General features: G+C 64.5%; 15 protein-coding genes. 6 read left to right on the top strand and 9 right to left on the bottom strand.

The features are described 5' to 3' along the window. Window positions 1-92 precede the first annotated feature (92 nt). The 8 genes from V8U06_RS27305 to V8U06_RS27340 all read right to left on the bottom strand — a co-directional run bounded on the left by V8U06_RS27305 (window position 93) and on the right by V8U06_RS27340 (window position 9,056). On the bottom strand, window positions 93-1,238 hold the full coding sequence (locus V8U06_RS27305; RefSeq protein WP_226922492.1) for a quaternary amine ABC transporter ATP-binding protein: 1,146 nt from the start codon (window positions 1,236-1,238) through the stop codon (window positions 93-95). Window positions 1,239-1,242: 4 nt separating this feature from the next. Further along, complete coding sequence (locus V8U06_RS27310) at window positions 1,243-2,115, bottom strand: ABC transporter permease (protein ID WP_427143351.1); 873 nt, start codon at window positions 2,113-2,115, stop codon at window positions 1,243-1,245. 102 nt (window positions 2,116-2,217) lie between these two features. Next, window positions 2,218-3,222, bottom strand: a complete 1,005-nt coding sequence (locus V8U06_RS27315) for a glycine betaine ABC transporter substrate-binding protein (protein WP_226922490.1) — start codon at window positions 3,220-3,222, stop codon at window positions 2,218-2,220. Between the two features lie 101 nt (window positions 3,223-3,323). Further along, window positions 3,324-4,328, bottom strand: a complete 1,005-nt coding sequence (locus V8U06_RS27320) for an Ldh family oxidoreductase (protein ID WP_427143352.1) — start codon at window positions 4,326-4,328, stop codon at window positions 3,324-3,326. Window positions 4,329-4,338: 10 nt separating this feature from the next. After that, window positions 4,339-4,917, bottom strand: coding sequence for a DUF3726 domain-containing protein (locus V8U06_RS27325; RefSeq protein WP_427143353.1), 579 nt, complete (start codon window positions 4,915-4,917; stop codon window positions 4,339-4,341). Then, entirely contained in the window at window positions 4,914-6,608 is a 1,695-nt protein-coding gene (locus V8U06_RS27330; protein ID WP_427143354.1) for a hypothetical protein, read from the bottom strand. The genes V8U06_RS27325 and V8U06_RS27330 overlap by 4 nt, the downstream gene beginning before the upstream one ends. Then, window positions 6,605-7,600, bottom strand: coding sequence for a membrane dipeptidase (locus V8U06_RS27335; RefSeq protein ID WP_427143355.1), 996 nt, complete (start codon window positions 7,598-7,600; stop codon window positions 6,605-6,607). Before V8U06_RS27335 ends, V8U06_RS27330 begins: the two co-directional genes overlap by 4 nt. Before the next feature lie 4 nt (window positions 7,601-7,604). Continuing rightward, window positions 7,605-9,056, bottom strand: a complete 1,452-nt coding sequence (locus V8U06_RS27340; RefSeq protein WP_427143356.1) for an aldehyde dehydrogenase family protein — start codon at window positions 9,054-9,056, stop codon at window positions 7,605-7,607. Between the two features lie 101 nt (window positions 9,057-9,157). Between V8U06_RS27340 and V8U06_RS27345 the strand changes: the two genes are divergently transcribed. Continuing rightward, entirely contained in the window at window positions 9,158-10,051 is an 894-nt protein-coding gene (locus V8U06_RS27345; RefSeq protein WP_427143357.1) for a LysR family transcriptional regulator, read from the top strand. A gap of 97 nt (window positions 10,052-10,148) precedes the next feature. Here V8U06_RS27345 and V8U06_RS27350 read toward each other — a convergent pair whose 3' ends face one another. Beyond that, window positions 10,149-11,108: a GlxA family transcriptional regulator gene (locus V8U06_RS27350; protein WP_427143358.1), complete on the bottom strand. Its 960-nt coding sequence runs from the start codon at window positions 11,106-11,108 to the stop codon at window positions 10,149-10,151. 96 nt (window positions 11,109-11,204) lie between these two features. On the opposite strand from V8U06_RS27350, the gene V8U06_RS27355 reads away from it, so the two are divergent. From V8U06_RS27355 to V8U06_RS27375, 5 genes are all read left to right on the top strand, one after another. Beyond that, complete coding sequence (locus tag V8U06_RS27355; protein ID WP_427143359.1) at window positions 11,205-12,455, top strand: sarcosine oxidase subunit beta family protein; 1,251 nt, start codon at window positions 11,205-11,207, stop codon at window positions 12,453-12,455. Window positions 12,456-12,478: 23 nt separating this feature from the next. Continuing rightward, on the top strand, window positions 12,479-12,751 hold the full coding sequence (locus tag V8U06_RS27360) for a sarcosine oxidase subunit delta (protein WP_427143360.1): 273 nt from the start codon (window positions 12,479-12,481) through the stop codon (window positions 12,749-12,751). Continuing rightward, window positions 12,748-15,714: a sarcosine oxidase subunit alpha family protein gene (locus V8U06_RS27365; RefSeq protein WP_427143361.1), complete on the top strand. Its 2,967-nt coding sequence runs from the start codon at window positions 12,748-12,750 to the stop codon at window positions 15,712-15,714. Before V8U06_RS27360 ends, V8U06_RS27365 begins: the two co-directional genes overlap by 4 nt. Next, on the top strand, window positions 15,707-16,234 hold the full coding sequence (locus tag V8U06_RS27370) for a sarcosine oxidase subunit gamma family protein (RefSeq protein WP_427143362.1): 528 nt from the start codon (window positions 15,707-15,709) through the stop codon (window positions 16,232-16,234). Before V8U06_RS27365 ends, V8U06_RS27370 begins: the two co-directional genes overlap by 8 nt. A gap of 250 nt (window positions 16,235-16,484) precedes the next feature. Beyond that, a complete protein-coding gene (locus tag V8U06_RS27375) occupies window positions 16,485-18,113 on the top strand; it encodes an amidohydrolase (RefSeq protein ID WP_427143363.1) in 1,629 nt (542 codons plus the stop codon). The last annotated feature ends 386 nt before the right edge of the window (window positions 18,114-18,499 follow it).

Genomic DNA, 18,499 nt, shown 5'->3' on the forward strand with positions numbered 1-18,499 from the left:
GATCGCAGCGACGATGCCGCGGGTCGATTGGCAGGATACGGTCAGCACATGGCTCTTCATCGGGATCATTCTCTTGGATGGAAAGGCGGAATTCAGGCCGCGCGTGCGGAGCGGGAAAGCGCCTTGAAGGCCATTTCGCGTGTGAGCATGCCGACCGCCGCCCCATTCTCCATGACGAGGATGGCGTCCTGCGCTGCGAGCAGCGGGAAGCAATGGCCGATGGCGGCTCCGGCATCGACGGATGCCACCGGTACGGCCGTGCCAGCAGTCCCGCGTGCCAGAAGGCGCGGCATAACGCCATTGGTGACGATGACGCCAGGATGGTCACGCAGCAATGCCGAGGATCGCTCGGATGTTGCATCCGCCTCCGTCAGGACCGGAACCTTTTCAAAGGCTTCATGGGCGTAGAGCGCGCGCGACAGATCGACCTTGCGCACGAAACGTTCGACATAGTCGTCCGCGGGGCGGAACAGGATTTCCTCGCCCGTGCCGACCTGGCGCAGTTCCCCGTCTTTCAGGATGGCGATGCGGTCGCCGAGATGCAGGGCCTCATCGAGGTCGTGGGTGATGAAGATGATGGTCTTTTTCAGCCGTGCCTGGATGTCCTTCAACTGCTCCTGCATGTCGCTCTTGATCAAGGGGTCGAGGGCGCTGAAGGCCTCGTCCATCAACAACACGTCCGCCTTTGTCGCGAGCGCCCGGGCAAGGCCGACGCGCTGCTGCATGCCGCCGGAAAGCTGGCGCGGAAAGCGGTTCTCGAAGCCCTTGAGCCCGACAAGCTCCAGCTGTTCCATGCCAAGCGCCACCGCCTCGCGTCGGTTCATGCCTTGCAGGATCGGCCCGCAGATCGTGTTCTCCAGAACCGTCTGGTGCGGCAGCAGACCGAAGCGTTGAAAGACCATCGAAATGCCGTTGCGGCGGAAAGCGATGAGTTCCTTCGCGTTCATCTCCATGATGTTCCGGCCGTCGACGAGAATGCGACCGGCGGTGGGCTCGATCAGCCGGTTGAAGTGGCGGATCAGCGTGGATTTTCCGGAGCCTGAAAGGCCCATGATGACGAAGGTTTCGCCACGGCGGATCGAAAAATCGATATCCTTGAGGCCGACGACGCACCCGGTCTTCTGCAAGACCTCGGCTTTCTGCGCCCCGGCCCTCAGTTCGGCAATCGCATCGTCCGGCCGGTTGCCGAAAATCTTGTAGACCTTGTCGACCTGGATTTTGACGTCGGAAGCGCTCACGGTCTCACTCCCCGCTGGCAAGATGTTTTTGGGCGCGCCGCCCGTAAGACTGCGCGATACGGTCGAAGATCACGGCGAGGAATACGATGGCGATGCCGGCGATGAGGCCGCGGCTGACCTCCAGCCGCTGGATGCCCTGCAAGACCTGGTAGCCGAGGCCGCCCGCGCCGATCATCGAGGCGATGACCACCATGGAGAGCGCCATCATCGTCGTCTGGTTGATGCCGGCCATGATCGTCGGCAGGGCGAGCGGGATCTGTACCCGGAAGAGCTTCTGTCGCGGCGTCGCGCCGAAGGCGACGATCGCCTCCACCACTTCGCCATCGACCTGGCGGATGCCGAGATCGGTGAGGCGGATGACCGGGGGGATGGCGAAGAACACGGTGGCGAGGATGGCCGGAATCTTTCCCGGGCCGAACAGCATGACGAAGGGGATCAGATAGACGAAGATCGGGAGCGTCTGCATGATATCGAGCAGCGGCAGCGCCATCGAGCGAAGCCAGTCCGAGCGTGCCATGAGGATGCCGATCGGAATGCCGACCACCACTGCCACCACCGTTGCTGCGAGCATCAGCGCCACCGTCGCCATGGCGTCGTTCCAAAGCCCGAGCGCGCCGATGAAGACAAGCATCGCCACGGCGCCGGCTGTCGCCTTCAGGCTCCTGGAGGCCGAGCAGGTCAGTGCCGCGATGGCGGCGATGGTGACGTACCAGGGCAGCCATTGCAGGAAGGCTTCGAGCGCGCTGAGCAGCTTGAGCAGCGGCATCAGCAGGCGTTCGAACGTGTCGCCGTAATTCGTCACGATCCAGCTAAAACCGTCATCGATGGCGAAACGCAGACCACGCGTGTCGATGAGTTCAGGGAAATTGTCTGCCACGGCACACGCCTTTCGAAGGAGACTTCTGCCGGCGTCACGACCCGCCGGCAGAGGGTATTTTCATGGCCGCGCGATCAGGTCGGCGACCCTGCCTGGAGGGCCTCAGAGCGAGGCCTTGACCTTTTCCGCGACGTCGGCCGGAACCCACTTGCTCCAGATCGCCTCGTAGTTCTTGAAGAAGTAGGTGGCGACCTCCTCAGGCGAGGCCTTGTTGTCGTCGCCCCAGGCCAGAACGTCGCTGATCTCGGCATTCGGCACCTGCATCTTCGACAGGAATTCGGCGACGGCAGGCGCCTTTTCCTTCAGGCTCGTCGTCGCCGCGACGGCGACCTCGCCGACCGCCCAGCCGGTCAGTTCCGGCTTTTCGCACTTGGCGTCGGTGAGGCAGGTGAACTTGGCCGCGTCATAGGCCGGCATATCGAGGACCTTGAGCTTGTACTTGCCGATCACCTCGGTCGGGCCCCAGTACCAGCCGATGAACGGCTTCTTGCGCGATACCTGGCGGGCGATGGTCGCTTTCAGATTGGCGCCGGAACCGGTCGGATAGATCTCATAGGTCTCTTCGAGGCCGAGCGCCTTGATGAGGTTGTTGGTGATGATTTCGCAGCCCCAGCCGGGCGGGCAGGCGTAGAAGCGGCCCTTGCCGGTATTCGCCTCGTCCTCGAACACCTTCCAATTGTCCTTGAGGTCGCTGACGGAGCGGATTTCCGGATGTGCCTCGGCAACATAGTCCGGAATCCACCAGCCCTCCTGGCCACCGCTGGCGAAGATATCGCCGGCCTTGTAGACGGTGCCCTTCGCCAGCATCTGGTCCCAGGTCGACTTGACGGTGGATACCCAGAGTTCCGGCGCAATGTCCGGCTCGCCCTTGGCCAGCATGGAGGAGGCGGTCGGCACCGTGTCGCCGGGCACGATCTGGACGTTGCAGCCGTACCCTTCGGCGAGGATCGCCTTGGTCACATAGGCCAGCGTGCCCGCGGAAAGCCAGGTCATTTCAGCGACGGTGATGGGGTCGGTCGTGCCGCATTCGGCAGCCTGAGCCGCAGTGCCGCCGAGAACCATGCAGGAGAGGCAAGCGCCCGCAAGAATGGATGTCTTGATCTTCATGTCCGTTCCCTTTGTTCTGTTGTGGTGGTCTTGACGGTTACGATGTCGAAAGCAGCCACTTTTATCAAACCGAAATAACTGATCCCGACTTCAGAAAAACTTTAGCGATAGGGCGACTCGATCCGCTCGATCAGGGCAGCGTCGACTGACACGCCTTCCCGTTCCGTCCGCCGCCGCGCAGCCTGCCGACGGCCACCGGGAAGGCGGGCTCCATCCTGCGCCGCGATCGCTTCGACGAGGTTCGAAACCCGATGTGCAAAGCCTTCCGAAAAGGCGGAAGGGTCGAACGCAATGAAGCATTGGCCGGTTTTCGGCGGCCCGCCCAACGTGCCGGAAAACGGGCTGGCATCCTTGCTCAAGGCCGCACCCGACAGGCAGGAGGCGAGGATTTCCACGAGGAGGCCGGCGCCAAAGCCCTTGTGCCCGCCCGCCGGCAGCATCGAGCCCTTGAGGGCCGCGGCCGGATCGGTTGTCGGTGCGCCGCTGGCGTCGATCGCCCAGCCGGGTTCGATGGGCCTGCCTTCGCGTGACCGCAAGAGGATTTCGGATTTCGCCACGACGCTCGCCGACTGGTCGAGAATGAGCGCCGCCCCGCCCGCGTCGTCGGGAACGCCAAGCGCAAACGGATTGGTGCCGATGACCGGCACACGTCCTCCGGGCGGCGCGATGGAAGCCGGCGCATGGGTGGTGCACAGCCCCAGCAGGCCCGCCTCGGCGATGCGCTCGGCGTGATGGCCGAGCACGCCGCAATTATACGAGTTGAACACCGTCATCGCTGCCACGCCATTCTCGCGCGCCGCGGCGATGAAACCCGACCAGCCGGCGTCGATCGCGGGATGGGCAAAGCCGGTCGCCGCATCGACGACGACCGCACCGGGACGCGGCTGCGACACCACCGGCCGCGCCATGCCATCGACCTTGCCGCAGCGTATGTGCTCGGCATAGATCGGCACGTAGAGCAGTCCGTGGCTGCGAATCCCGTCACGTTCCGCCAACATCGTCGAGCGGGCAACGGCGGCGGCGTTGTCCTCGCGGGCGCCCGCGGCCACCAAGGCACGCAGGCACAGTTGCTCGATCGCGGCGAGCGTCATCATCCGGTCCGTCATGGGAACATCCTCAATCGTTGTCGGTGGTGCCGGCGCCCGCGCCCCGGGCACGCGAAAATTCCGAGGCCGGCACATAGGTCCTGGCGGCCAGGCCGAGAGCGGCAGCATAGGCCGCGGCATTGGTCGCCGCAGGCCGCGGCGTTCCCGGACAGACGGATGCGCCACCGTCAGGCAGGCGGCGCAGGGCCGCTATGTCGGACATCAGGCTGCAGACGTCAGGCACGCCGGCGAGCGGGACGACATCGCCGTTTGCGCATTCCAGCGCGAGGGGCAGCATGGCATCCATCGCCGCTGCGCCGGCAAGGCCGATCAGCAGCAAGCCTTCCGTTCGATTTTGGAGGGAGATCCGCTCGGTCTCTCCGCAGCACAGCGCATCGATGGCCGCCTGACCAGCCAGAATTGCCTGGCTGCCGCGGGGATCTCCATCAACAGTCGCGACGACGGTTCCGAGGGCGTCGACGCCACGCGCAGAGAGCCACAGGGCGGCACTGCCGATCTCATCCGCCACCCCTTGGGGTAGGCCGGCACCACGGGCGGCCTTGCGGGCCAGCGACTGCACTTCGTTGTAGGAAAGAAAGATTTGCGTCATGGCAGCACCGGAAGCCAGCAGTCGTCGGTTTCGCCGGCCGAGATTTCACCTGCCGTCGGCGCGCCCTGGAAAAGCGTGATGCGGGTCCAGCGATCCGAGCGCGGATCGAACTTCGAGGCGCCGAAGAAGGCGAGCTTGCAGCGCAGCATGTCTATGGGCAGGCAGCGGTCCGACAGAAGGTTGTCGCGGATTTCCGCATAGGGCGCGGACGCCGTCGTCTGGATGCGGCGTGCGATGTGCCGATGTTGCGGGAAACGCGCGAGGAAAGCGGCGATGCTTTGCCCATCCGGCGCTCGCGCAAGATCGGCGGCAAGCCGCTGCACCTGCCGGGCGATATCGAGCGGCAGTTCCAGATCCGCGCCGGGCTCCTCTGCGCGGCGGCCAAGGCGGGGCTCCAACTTCTCCTCCGACACGTACCAGAATTGGGCGGTCTCCGCCGGCGCGCCAAAGGCGACGGCCATGGCCCAGCCGTAGTGTGCGTGCAGCAGACGGCGCAGGGCCGCAACGGGCATGCCCGGCTCGAACGTCCCTTCCTGCGCGGCCGCCATGCCGTCCGCAAGGTCGTCGTTCTCCGCGCCCGCCATTTCGATGACGAGCGCAGCCAGCAATTCCTGGAAATCCACGGACTGGGATTGCGAACGATCCAGCAACGCGGCGACCGGGTAGGACGTCGCCAGCAGCCTTGCCGGGTCGATCCAGCTTCCAGCCTCGACCCATTCCTCGCGCAGGCGAAGGATGCGGGCCATCAGGGCTTCGTCCTCGACAGCCCATTGATCGAGATGCAGCATCGCCTGCAGCCTGAGGTCGGCAAGCCGGTTCAGCGCCGCCGCATCCAGATAGGGCTTCGCCCGCACCCGGGCCAGAGCCGTTTCGCGGGCGTGCATCCAGTTGTTGAGGAGTATCGGATGGTTGGCCAGGAACGGCGCCATGCCAAGACCGGTGGAATTGCCGACGCCGATATGGCGGCGAAGGTCGGGAGCAAGCGGCACGAAGGTTTCCGGGGCCCTGCACCGGGCGACATGTTCGACGAGGTCGTGGGAGAATTCGCGGATCAGCCAGACGGTCAGCATCTCCGCCTGGAAGGGACCAGCCAGGCCTTCCCGCGCCGCCAGCACGAAACGGTCGGCTATGCCGAATTTGCCATTGCCGTAGACGGCGGTGGTGCGCAGCAGGTAGCCGACTTCGCCGAGGCGATGCCTCTCCGGCTGGCGGCCCTGGGCGAGACTGTCGACGACATGCTCGAAGAAGCGCACGGACTTGTTGGCGCGGCTGAGAACAAGGTCCCGTGGACCGAACCGACCTGCCTCCTGCCGCGGCGCATTCGCGCGCAGCCGGTCGATCTCCGCGGCGTCGGGGACGCCGTCATAGAGCACGTAGCTCGTATCCCATGCTTCCGCGATCACGCGGTCGGAGCGCTGGTCGTCGGTAAGCGGGCAGGAAAAGGCGACCAGACTATAATCATGCCCGCCGAGCGTGAGCGTGTAGACCGCATCGCCGAAACCCGCATCGTCCATGGTCCAGACCGGGCGGCGCACCCTCGTGCCGCTTGCGGCGAGACGGCGGGTCAGGCTGCGCAGGAAACTCAGCCGCGTCGGGAAGGAGGCTCCCATCCGTTGCAGGCGCATGACGACGTCAGGTGAACGCAGCGCCAGAACGGGTCCTGTCGCAAGCTCGCGTGCGCGGCCGGTCATGGCATCGGCCCGAAGGATGCATTGTAGAACCGCAGCCAGTTGCCACCCATGATGCCGCCCACTTCCTCTTCGGAGAAGCCGGCATTGCGCAGGCCATGGCGCAGGTTTCCAAGGTCCGCATTGCTGTTGAACCAATGCGGTTGCCGAGGGAAGCCTGCCGCTGCCGCCGATCCTTCGCCGTAGTCCGTTGCCTTCGACCAGCGCCCGTTGCGCATCCATGTCACGACGGAATCCGGCTGGTCCTGGCACAGGTCGCTGCCGATGCCGATATGCTCGGCGCCATAGCGCGATGCCGTCTCGGCGACCATGGCGCAAAAAATCTCCAGCGTGCAGTTCGAACCGTCCTTCAGATGATGCGGATAAAGCGACAGCCCAAGCATGCCGCCCGACCGCGTCAGCGCCTTCAGCACGGTGTCGGACTTGTTGCGTAGCGCCGGATGCCACCAGTGCGGGTTGGCATGGGTAATGGCGATCGGGCGCGTCGAAATCTCGATTGCCTCCAAGGTGGAGCGTTCGGCGGAATGGCTCATGTCGATGACCATGCCGACGCGGTTCATCTCGGCAATGGCCTGCCGGCCGAAGCGGGTGACACCGGGATCTTCCCCCTCATAGCAGCCGGTGGCAAGCAAGGACTGGTTGTTGTAGGAGAGCTGCATGAAGCGGACGCCGAGCATGTGGCAGACCTCGATGAGGCCGATATCATCCTCGATCGGCGACGGGTTCTGCAGGCCGAAGAAGATGGCCGTGCGCCCTTCCCGCATGGCGCGCTCGATATCGCTGCCGGAGCGGCCGGGAAAGATGAGATCCGGATGGCGCTCGAAATGCCGGTTCCAGGCGATGATATTGGCCACCGTTTCGCGGAAATTTTCGTGGTAGGCGATGGTAGCATGCACCGCATGCACGCCGCCTGCCCGCATCTCGGAAAAGACGCTCGGGCTCCAGTTGGCATATTGCAGGCAGTCGACGAGGGGGCTGGCGATCTTCGCGTCCATGGCCTTACTCCGGCTCCCCCGCCCGGATATAGGCGGTCTTGACCTGGGTGTAGAACTCGGCCGCCGAACGGCCCTGTTCACGCGAGCCGAAACTCGAATCCTTTCGTCCGCCGAACGGCACGTGATAGTCCGTCCCCGCCGTCGGCAGGTTGACGGTGACGCAACCGGTCTCGACATGGCGCCGGAAATGCGTGGCGCGGGCGAGCGAGCGGGTGAAGATGCCGGCGACGAGGCCGAAGCGGGTGTCGTTGACTATGGAAAGCCCCTCCTCGTAGGAGCCGACCTTCTGTACGGCGGCGATCGGCGCGAACATTTCCTCGCGGTTGAAATCCATCGCATTGGTCGTGCCGGTCAACAGGGCCGGCGCCATGTAGAAGCCGTCATGGACAAGTTGCAGGCGCTCGCCACCGACGGCGACCTCGGCACCGGCGGCGCGGGCGCGCTCCAGCCAGGCGAGGTTCGCCGCGAGCTGGCGCTCGCTCACGACCGGGCCGACCTGCGTACCGTCCCCCAGCGCATGGCCGACTTTCAAAGCGCCAACGGCGCCCGCAAGCTTCTCGACGAAGCGGTCGTGAACCGCCTCATGCACCACGAGGCGTGACGAGGCTGTGCATTTCTGCCCGGTGCCGGAATAGCCGCCACCGATCGATGCCGCCACGGCAAGGTCGATATCGGCATCGTCCATGACGAGCAGCGCATTCTTCGAGCCGAGTTCCAGCTGGAATTTGGTGAGGTTGGCAGCGGCCGCAACCGCGACCTGGCAACCGACCTCGTAGGACCCCGTAAAGGTGATGGCATCGACCCCGCGGTGGCCGGCAAGCCCGTTTCCGACGACGGCGCCAGGCCCCATCAGAAGCTGGAACGTCCCGTCCGGCAGGCCGGCGCGGTGGATGATATCGGCGAGCGCATAGGCCGAAGCCGGGGTCTCGTTGGCCGGCTTCCAGATGACGGCGTTGCCATAGGCGAGCGCGGGCGCGATCTTCCAGCTGGCCGTCGCGGTCGGAAAGTTCCAGGGCGAAACGACGGCGACCAGCCCCATCGGCTCGCGGCGCATGTCGATCTCGATACCGGGACGCACCGAATCCGCATTCTCGCCGAGCTGGCGCAGCACTTCGGCCGAATAATAGGTGAAGAACTGGCCCGCGCGGAACACCTCGCCGCGGCCTTCGGCCAGCGGCTTGCCCTCTTCACGCGACAGCAGCTCACCAAGCTCGGCGGCGCGCTCCATCAGCTCGGTGCCGATCCGGTTCAGAACTGCCTGCCGCTGTTCCAGTCCCACGGCCCGCCAGGCCGATATCGCTTTGCGGCCGGCAGCGACCGCCTCCTCGACATCGGCTGCATCCGCCTGCGCATAGAGGCCGATCAGGTCCGTGATATCGGACGGATTGCGGTTTTCATGGAAGCGTTCGCTTTGCCTCCATTGTCCGCCGATCAGGTTGGCGTAGCGTTCTGCCATGTGCGGTCTCCATTCTGTCTGGACCGAAAAATCCGCCAGCGGTGCGCTTCAATCAAGCGGATATTTCTGTTATCAATTTCAGAAGAATTGAAGTGGGCGTCATGATCAAGCTGGAAGCATTGCGGGTCTTCGTCACGGTGGCGGAGAGCGGGAACATCAAGGACGCGGCCGATGCCGTCGGCCGCACGGCCTCGGCCGTATCGATGACGCTCAAGCAACTGGAAGACGAAATCGGCGGTCCGCTGTTCCAGACCGACCGCAAGAACAGCCTGACCGCCCTCGGTAACCTGATGCTCGATCTCGGCCGCGAACAGATCCGCAGCTTCGACAAATCCGTCAGCATCATGCGCGCCTTCGCGCACAGCCGGATCGGCAGCCTGTCGATCGCCTCGGTGCCATCGGTGGCGACGAACGTGCTGCCGCCGATCCTGCAACGCTTTCTCGAAACCCGGCCGCAGGTGCAGGTGGAGTTGTTCGACATCGACAGCGCGCAGGTGCGCCGCATGGTGGAAAGCGGTGTCGCCGACCTCGGCATTGCCGGAGAGAGCCGTGGCGGCGGGGCTGTGGAATTCACGCCGCTTTTTTCCGACCGCTTCAAGCTGCTCTGCAAGGATGATCACGATCTTTGCCGCCTGGGCCGCCCCGTCGGATGGAGCGACCTCAACGCGACGACGCTGATCCGCAACGGCGCCTCCGACAGGATCGAGGCGGAGGATTACAGGCAGCTTTCGGCGCAGTCGCTGATCACGGTCTACAATGTCACCTCGCTGGTTGCGATGGTGAAGGCGGGCCTCGGCCTTACCATTCTGCCTTCGCTCACCATGCACGGTACCCATGAGGGCGTGGCGGCGCTCGACCTTGCCGATGCGGCGGCGAGCCGCCGGGTGGGACTGGTCGAGCGGCGCGACGTGCCGCCCTCCCCGATCGCCGCCGCTTTTCGCGCCTTCGCCCTGAAGGAAATTCCGGCCCTGGTCGCCGAACGGCTCCGCAACTAGAGCATGTCAGGTTCAGATTGAACCAGACATGCTCTAAATTCTTTTGTTTTCGTTTGCCTTTTCGGGAAAACCGGTTCCCACTTTTCCCTGACAAACTCTAGCGCCGCGCTGCCGACGGTGTCTGTTCGTAAGCGGCCTTGAAGGCGCGGGAAAAATGGCCGGCACTGGAGAACCCTGTGGCATAGGCGATTTCGGCGATGGACAGTGGGCTTTGCTCGAGGAGACGCCGGCCGTGCGACAGGCGGATCGCACGGTAGGTATCGAGGAAGCTTTCCCCTCGATGTGTCAGGAAAAGCCGGTCGAGATGGCGCGGACTGATGCCGGCAAGTCTTGCCATTTCCGTCCGGCCAAGTGGATTTTCGATCGCCGTTTCCATTTTCTCCAGAACGGTCAGCAGCGCCGGATGATGGGTGCCGTAGCGCTCAGCCGCGGAGCCGCGCTGGGGATCTGCCGGTTCGGCGACGGCCGTGTGAAGATACCAGTCGCTGACACGGCGGGCGAAATCCGCGCCCATGCGCTCGGCGATGACGGCATGCATCATGTCGAGTGGCGCCACGCCGCCGCCGCAGGTCACCCGCCCGCCGTCCACGACGAAGCGCGCCTGGCGCGGGGCAAGGTGCGGAAAGGTCTCGCGCAGAAGCGGCGCATGCTCCCAATGGATCGTGAAGTTGCAGGTTTCGAGCAGTCCGGCCGCAGCCAGAATATAAGCACCGCTCGAGATGCCGCCGATGCGCACCCCGTCGCGGGCGAACTTCCGCAACGGGGCATGCAGCGCGGTGCTGCCCTGCCAGTCAGCCGGGTTGCCACCCGCGCAGACATGCAGCGTGTGGCAGGTGCCGCCGAGATCGGCAAGACGTCCGCAGGTGATTTCCAGCCCGGCGGAACTGCGGACCGGCTGGCCGTCTGCCGAAAGCGGCACGATCTCGTAGAGCGGGCTACCGGCAATGAGGTTTGCCGCGCGCAGCGGTTCGCTTGCCGAGGCATAGGACATCAAGGCGAAATTCGGCAGGAGTACGAAGCCGATCCGTTGAACGTTGCGCGTGTCGAGCAGAGACATGGCCCAAATCTATACGAATTTGTCCCTATGATGTAATATAGGTAATTCCCATCGCTGCTACGAAAAGGAAACCGCCTCTTTTCGACGAGCGATGCCATGCGTTACTCCGCCTTTTCTCTTTTCTGGAACGGCCTTCGCGGCAACCGCAACTGGAAGCCTGCCTGGCGCCAGCCGGAACCGAAGCCGCACTACGATATCGTCATTGTCGGTGGCGGCGGGCATGGGTTGGCGACGGCCTATTATCTCGCCCGGGAATTCGGCATCGCCAATGTCGCGGTCCTGGAGAAGAATTACATCGGGTCCGGCAATGTCGGCCGCAACACGACGATCATCCGCTCCAACTACCTGCTGCCCGGCAACAACCCGTTCTACGAATTGTCGATGAAGCTCTGGGAGGGGCTGGAGCAGGACTTCAACTTCAATGCGATGGTCTCGCAGCGCGGCGTGCTCAACCTCTACCATTCCGATGCCCAGCGCGACGCCTTCACGCGGCGCGGCAATGCCATGCGCCTGCACGGTGTCGATGCCGAATTGCTGGACCGGGAGGCGGTGCGCCGCATGGTGCCCTTCCTCGATTTCGACAATGCCCGCTTTCCCGTCAGGGGCGGGCTGCTACAGCGGCGCGGCGGCACCGTGCGCCACGACGCCGTGGCCTGGGGCTATGCACGCGGCGCCGACAGCCGTGGCGTCGATATCATTCAAGGCTGCGAGGTCACCGGCATCCGGCGCGAAAACGGGCGTGTCACCGGCGTCGAGACCAGCCGGGGCTTCATCGGTTGCGGCAAGCTGGCGCTTGCGGCGGCCGGAAACTCCTCCGAGGTCGCCCGCATGGCGGATCTCAAGCTGCCACTGGAAAGTCATGTCCTGCAGGCCTTCGTGACCGAAGGGCTGAAACCCTTCATCGACGGCGTCGTCACGTTCGGCGCGGGACATTTCTACGTCTCGCAGTCGGACAAGGGCGGCCTGGTCTTCGGTGGCGACATCGATGGTTACAACTCCTACGCCCAGCGCGGCAATCTCGCGACCGTCGAGCATGTTGCCGAGGCCGGCAAGGCAATGATCCCGGCGCTCTCGCGGGTACGGGTTCTGCGAGCCTGGGGCGGCATCATGGACATGTCGATGGACGGTTCACCGATCATCGACCGCGCCCCCATCGACAACCTCTATCTCAACGCCGGCTGGTGCTATGGCGGCTTCAAGGCGACCCCTGCCTCCGGCTTCTGCTTCGCCCATCTTCTGGCGCGCGGCACGCCGCAGGAAACGGCGGCGGCCTTCCGCCTCGACCGCTTCCGACGCGGCCATCTTCTCGACGAAAAGGGCCAGGGCGCCCAGCCCAACCTGCACTGACGAACCGATCAAGGAGCATCGACATGGCAAGCCTTGTGCCCTGCCCGCATTGCGGACCGCGCCCGAAAGAAGAATTCACCGTCAAGGGCGCGGCATTGGCGCGTCCGGCGCCGGACGCCGGCCCGGACAGCTGGTTCGACTACGTCTACCTGAGAGAAAATCCGCGCGGCGCCTATGAGGAATATTGGCACCACACCGCCGGCTGCCGTCGCTGGCTGGTCGTATGCCGCGATACCGTCACCCATCAGGTCAACGCCTCGCGGGATGCCGCGGCAGCGAAAGGGCAGGCCGCATGACCTCCTATCGCCTGCCGCAGGGTGGCCTGATCGACCGCAGCCAACCCCTTCCTTTCCGCTTCGACGGCAGGGCCATGCAGGGCGTCCAGGGCGACAGCCTCGCCTCGGCGCTGCTCGCCAATGGCTGCCGGCTGGTCGGCCGCAGCTTCAAATATCATCGCCCGCGCGGGATTCTCACCGCCGGGGCGGCGGAGCCGAACGCCCTGGTGACCATCGGCAGCGGCGGCCGCACGGAGCCCAACACGCGTGCGACCATGCAGGATCTCTATGCCGGCCTCGAGGCCCGCAGCCAGAACCGCTGGCCCTCTCTCGCCTTCGATATCGGCGCGCTGAATGGTCTCGCCTCGCCCTTCCTCGGTGCCGGCTTCTATTACAAGACCTTCATGTGGCCTGCACCGTTCTGGGAAAAGGTCTACGAGCCCTTCATCCGCAAGGCCGCCGGCCTCGGCCGGGCGACGCGCGAGGCCGACCCGGACATCTACGACAAGCGCTGGGCGCATTGCGATCTGCTGGTCATCGGCAGCGGTCCGGCCGGCCTCGCAGCGGCGCTCACGGCCGCCCGCGCCGGCGCCAGGGTCGTTCTTGCCGATGAGCACGCGATCGCCGGGGGATCGCTGCTGGCGGAAACCGCCGCCATCGGGGGCACGCCCGCACCGGCCTTTGCCGACGCCTGTCTGGACGAGTTGCGATCTCTGCCCAACGTCACCTTGCTGACGCGGACCACCGTGTTCGGCTGGTATGACGGCAACGTCTTCGGGGCGGTCGAGCGCGTGCAGAAGCATGTCGCGCTACCGTCGCCATCCCGCCCGGTCGAGCGCCTCTGGCGCATTGTCGCCAGGGGCGCGATCCTGGCGACCGGCGCAGAGGAGCGGCCGCTGGTCTTCGGCGGCAACGACATCCCCGGCGTCATGATGGCCGGCGCCATGCGCACCTATCTCAACCGCTACGCCGTTGCCCCCGGCAGGACGGTGGCGATCTTCACCGCCAATGACAGCGGCTATCGACTGGCGGCGGACCTCGAGGCGCGCGGCGTCTGCGTTCCCGTCATCGTCGATCCTCGGACTGCCGGCGGTACGGCCTATGCGGGCAAGGCGCGCGTGCTGCGCGATGCCGTCGTCACAGATGCCCATGGCGGCAGATGCCTTGCCGCCATCGATATCCGCAGCGGCAGCCGCATGGAGCGGTTGAAGGTCGACGCGCTCGCCATGTCCGGTGGCTTCAGTCCGATCATCCATCTCGCCTGTCATCGCGGCGGCAGGCCGGTCTGGTCCGAGGAGAAGGCCGGCTTCCTGCCGCCGGTCGGCCTGGACGGTCTCGTACCTGCCGGTGCGGCCCGGGGCGTCGACGGGCTCGCCGCCTGCATCGATGACGGCGCGCAGCGAGGCGCCGAGGTTGCGGCCACGCTCGGCTTTGCCGCAACGCCCGCGACGTTCGGTCCGGTCGAAGGCGATGGGCCCGAGACCGCGCCCGTAAAAACGCTCTGGTCGATCCCCGGCATCAAGGGAAAGGTCTTCGTCGACTATCAGAACGACGTGCACCGCAAGGATCTCGATCTCGCGGTCAAGGAGGGCTACGGCCATGTCGAGCTTGCCAAGCGCTACACGACGGGCGGCATGGCGACCGACCAGGGCAAGCTCTCCAACGTCAATGCCATCGGGCTCCTCGCCGAGGCACGCGGCATTTCGCCGGGCGCGGTGGGCACGACCACCTTCCGTCCGTTCTATACGCCGGTCTCCTTCGGAACGCTTGCCGGCGCGCATCACGGGGACCATTTCCAGCCTGTCCGGCGCTCGCCGCTGCACGACTGGGCGATGAGGCACGGCGCGGTCTTCGTCGAAACCGGCCTATGGTATCGCTCCGCATGGTTCCCGCGCGCCGGCGAAAAAGACTGGCGCGAAAGTGTCGATCGCGAAGTCGTCAACGTGCGCCGGCATGCCGGGCTCTGTGACGTGTCGATGCTCGGCAAGATCGAGATCTGCGGTCCCGACGCCGCCGAATTCCTCAACCGTGTCTACTGCAACGCTTTCCTGAAGCTGCCGGTCGGAAAGGCCCGCTATGGGCTGATGCTGCGCGAGGATGGCATGATCTACGATGACGGCACGACGAGCCGGCTGGAGGAAAACCGTTTCTTCATGACGACGACAACGGCCTATGCGGCGGGTGTCCTGAACCATCTGGAATTCTGCGCCCAGGCGCTGTGGCCGGATCTCGACGTCCGCCTTGCCTCCGTCACCGACCAATGGGCGCAGATGGCACTCGCCGGACCGAAATCCCGAAAAATCCTGCAGGCGATCGTCGATGAGGATATCGGCGATGCAGCCTTCCCGTATCTGGCGGCGCGCGAGGTCTCGCTGTTCGGCGGCGCCTTGAATGGCAGGCTTTTCCGCATCTCCTTCTCCGGCGAACTCGCCTATGAACTCGCCGTTCCGGCGGCTTATGGCGACAGCGTCGCGGAGACGCTGATGACGGCAGGGCGAACGGAAGGTCTCATGCCCTACGGCGTCGAGGCGCTGAGCGTGCTACGCATCGAAAAGGGACACGTCACCCACAACGAGATCAATGGAACGGTCGTGCCCGCCGATCTCGGCTTCGGCAGGATGGTTTCCCCCGCCAAGCCGGACTTCATCGGCAAGGCCATGTTACAGCGCGAGGGCCTTTCGGCACCGGATCGGCCGCGCCTCGTCGGCGTCGTGCCGCTCGACCCCGGCAAAACCTTCCGGACCGGCGCGCATATCCTCGCTCGGGACGCCGTTGCCACGTTGGAGAATGACGAGGGGTATGTGACGTCCAGTGCCTATTCCCCGCATGTCGGCTCGACGATCGGCCTGGCGCTGGTCAAACGCGGCGACGAACGGCATGGCGAGGAGGTCACCGTCTGGAATGGTCTCAAGGGCGAGTTCACCGCCGCAAGGCTCTGCCCGCCCGTATTTTTCGATCCCGAGAATGAGAAGCTCCATGCCTGATCTTACCGCCCTTCCCGTCCTCGCCGATCAAGCGCCCCTTGCCTCGTCCGGCATCCGCCTTTCGTCGCTTTCCGAAGGGACGATACTCCAGGTAATCGCTGGTCCTGCCGCACCCGACCAGACGGCGCGCGTCGAACGGCTCGCCGGCGAAGCCGGATTGGCAGCGCGCACCCTTTCGCCCTGCCAATGGCTGCTGATTGGCGACCAACCGACCACCCATGCGGATCGAAAGCGGTTACTTGCCGCGCTTGAACCGCTGGCGAGTGGAATCGATCAGAGCCATGGCCGCGTGCGCATGCGGCTGGAAGGGCCGATGGCCGTAAACGTGCTGTCGAAAGGCACCGGGGTCGATCTCGATCCGGAAGCCTTCCCGCCCGGAAAATCGGTGGTAACCTTGATCGGCCACGTCTCAGCCCACCTCACGCGCCTCGATGTCGAGGATTTCGAAATTTCAGTTCTACGGGGATTTGCGCAGGCAGTGTGGGGCGACCTTTCCCGTATGTCTGAGGAGTACATGTAGGCTCCACGTTCAAGCAAAGCGGGCAAGCCTCGATAGCTCCGAGGGGAATACGGACGCGAAAGCGCCGGAACGAAGTTCCGCGCCCCGCCTGCCGAATGGAAGACATTGTCTCATTCAAGCAATCGCAGCGACAACATGCTGGTCATGCAATGGCATGAGCGAAGCAAGGCTTTGAAAAACCCGAATTGCTTTGTCCCTCTGCCCGCCCGACAGTGGCGTGCGGGCGGAGGTGCCCGTCACGGGAGACGTCATGACCAGCGAAACCCTCTATGAAAATGGCCGCATCCACACAATGGGCAGCGCGCACCCGAAAGCCGAAGCCATGTTGGTTCGGGACGGGCGGGTCGTCGCGATCGGGAGCAGCCTGCATGTGCGGGCCAGGGCTTCCTCCGATGCTGCAATCATGGATCTCGGTGGCCGGTTCGTCATGCCGGCCTTCATCGATGCGCATGTGCATTTTGCATGGGGCAGCCGCTATCTCGACGAAGTGCAGTTGCGCGAGGCGAAGACCTTCGCCGAATTGCTCGATCGCGTGAGAACCTATGCGGATGCCTATCCCGAGCGGCCCTGGATCGTCGGCAACGAGTTCAGCTATGCCTATCCGGACCTCCCGGGCGGCGTCTTTCATCGTTCCCTGCTGGACGCGGTCGTTTCGGACAGACCCGTCTTTCTGCGTTCCGGCATGGCCCATGCAGCCTGGGCCAACAGCAGGGCCCTGGAGATGGCGAACATCACCCGTGAGACACCCGATCCGAAGGGCGGCGAGATCGTGCGCGACGCGGCCGGCGTTCCGACTGGCTGGTTGAAGGAAACCGCTTGGCTGCATCTCGATGAACTGCTTCCAAAATATTCCGAGGCCGATCTTCGCGCCGCACTGCAGCGCAGCATCGCCGAAGCCAACCGGCTCGGTATCGCTCGGGTGCAAAGCGCGGGGATGGATGACGAGGCGGTTCCGCTACTGGCTGCACTGCACAGTGAAGATGCCCTGACGCTACGCTTTACCTTGTCGAGCATTGTCGGTCCCGACGCGGATATCGAAATGGTGCTGGCGCGGGTCGATAGCTGGCGCCGGTCGCTCGACAAGGATTTCCTGGACGCCCGCGTGATAAAGTTCTTTCTCGATGGCGTCCTGGAATCCCATACCGGTTCGATGCCGCAAGGCTATGCCGACCGGCCTGATGAGGTCGGTACACTGCTGTGGAGCGCTGAGGACTACAATGCGGCCGTTGCCCGTGCGCAGGCGAGCGGCTTCCAAGTCTGGACGCATGCCATCGGAACCGGTGCGATCGAGATGGCGCTGAATGCCTATGCCGCGGATGGGGAGCGTTCGCATGTCTTGCGTCCGCGTGTTGAACATGCCGAAATTCCGACTGCTCGCGACATCGGCCGCTTCGGTGAGATCGGTGCAATCGCGAGCTTTCAACCGGCGATGATCTATCCGCGCGACCAGTGGCTCGGCATGGAAGGCCTCTGGGAGGTGCGGGCCGGAGCATCCGCACTGCCGCGCGCCTTCCCCGTCCGTGGCGTCATCGATGCCGGCGGGGCTGTAGCATTCGGAACGGACTGGCCGATCGTTGACCTCAATCCGCTTGTCGGCATCCGCAACGCCGTGTTGCGCCGCAGCCGCGACGGCAAGCCGGCTGGCGGTTGGGTGCCCGAGCAGGCAATCACTGTTGAGCAGGCGCTCCATGCCTATACGCTCGGGGCGGCCTTCGCTGGCCACAGGGAGACGCAGGAAGGGAGCCTGGAGGAGGGAAAACTGGCCGATTTCATCGTGCTTTCAGGCGATCCCCTCGCGATTGACCCAGAGGCCATCGCTGACCTTAAAGTGCTGAAAACAGTGATAGGCGGGCGCCTCGTCTGGGACAGTGCAACCTGACAGCCAGAGCGCAAAGATCGCATTCTGAGCGAACCATTTTGAGTTCTTGTGTGATCACCGGTGACGCCCTGGGCATTTGGTTCGGTGCCTGTTCATGCCGAAGTCGGGCATAACGCCGATTCCGGTCTTTTCAGATCCATCGTTTTCCCAGGGCACGGTAGAACCGATCCGTGGCCATTCAGGCAACCCTTCCTTCGGTCCCATTGGGAAAACCTTACACAGCATTGTCTTTGGCGGGGGCAGGCAAACTTTGAATGCCGTTGCTTGCGAGCGGCGCACCGACAACGATGAGTGGCTATCCGAAATTCGATCCGAACCGTCCCCGGTCCGCTGATGCCTTGCGGGGTTGCAATCGCCGGTTCGTTCGATAAGGCTGGTTTGTAGAT

The sequence above is a fragment of the Shinella sp. G-2 genome (assembly GCF_050172695.1).
Lineage (GTDB): Bacteria > Pseudomonadota > Alphaproteobacteria > Rhizobiales > Rhizobiaceae > Shinella.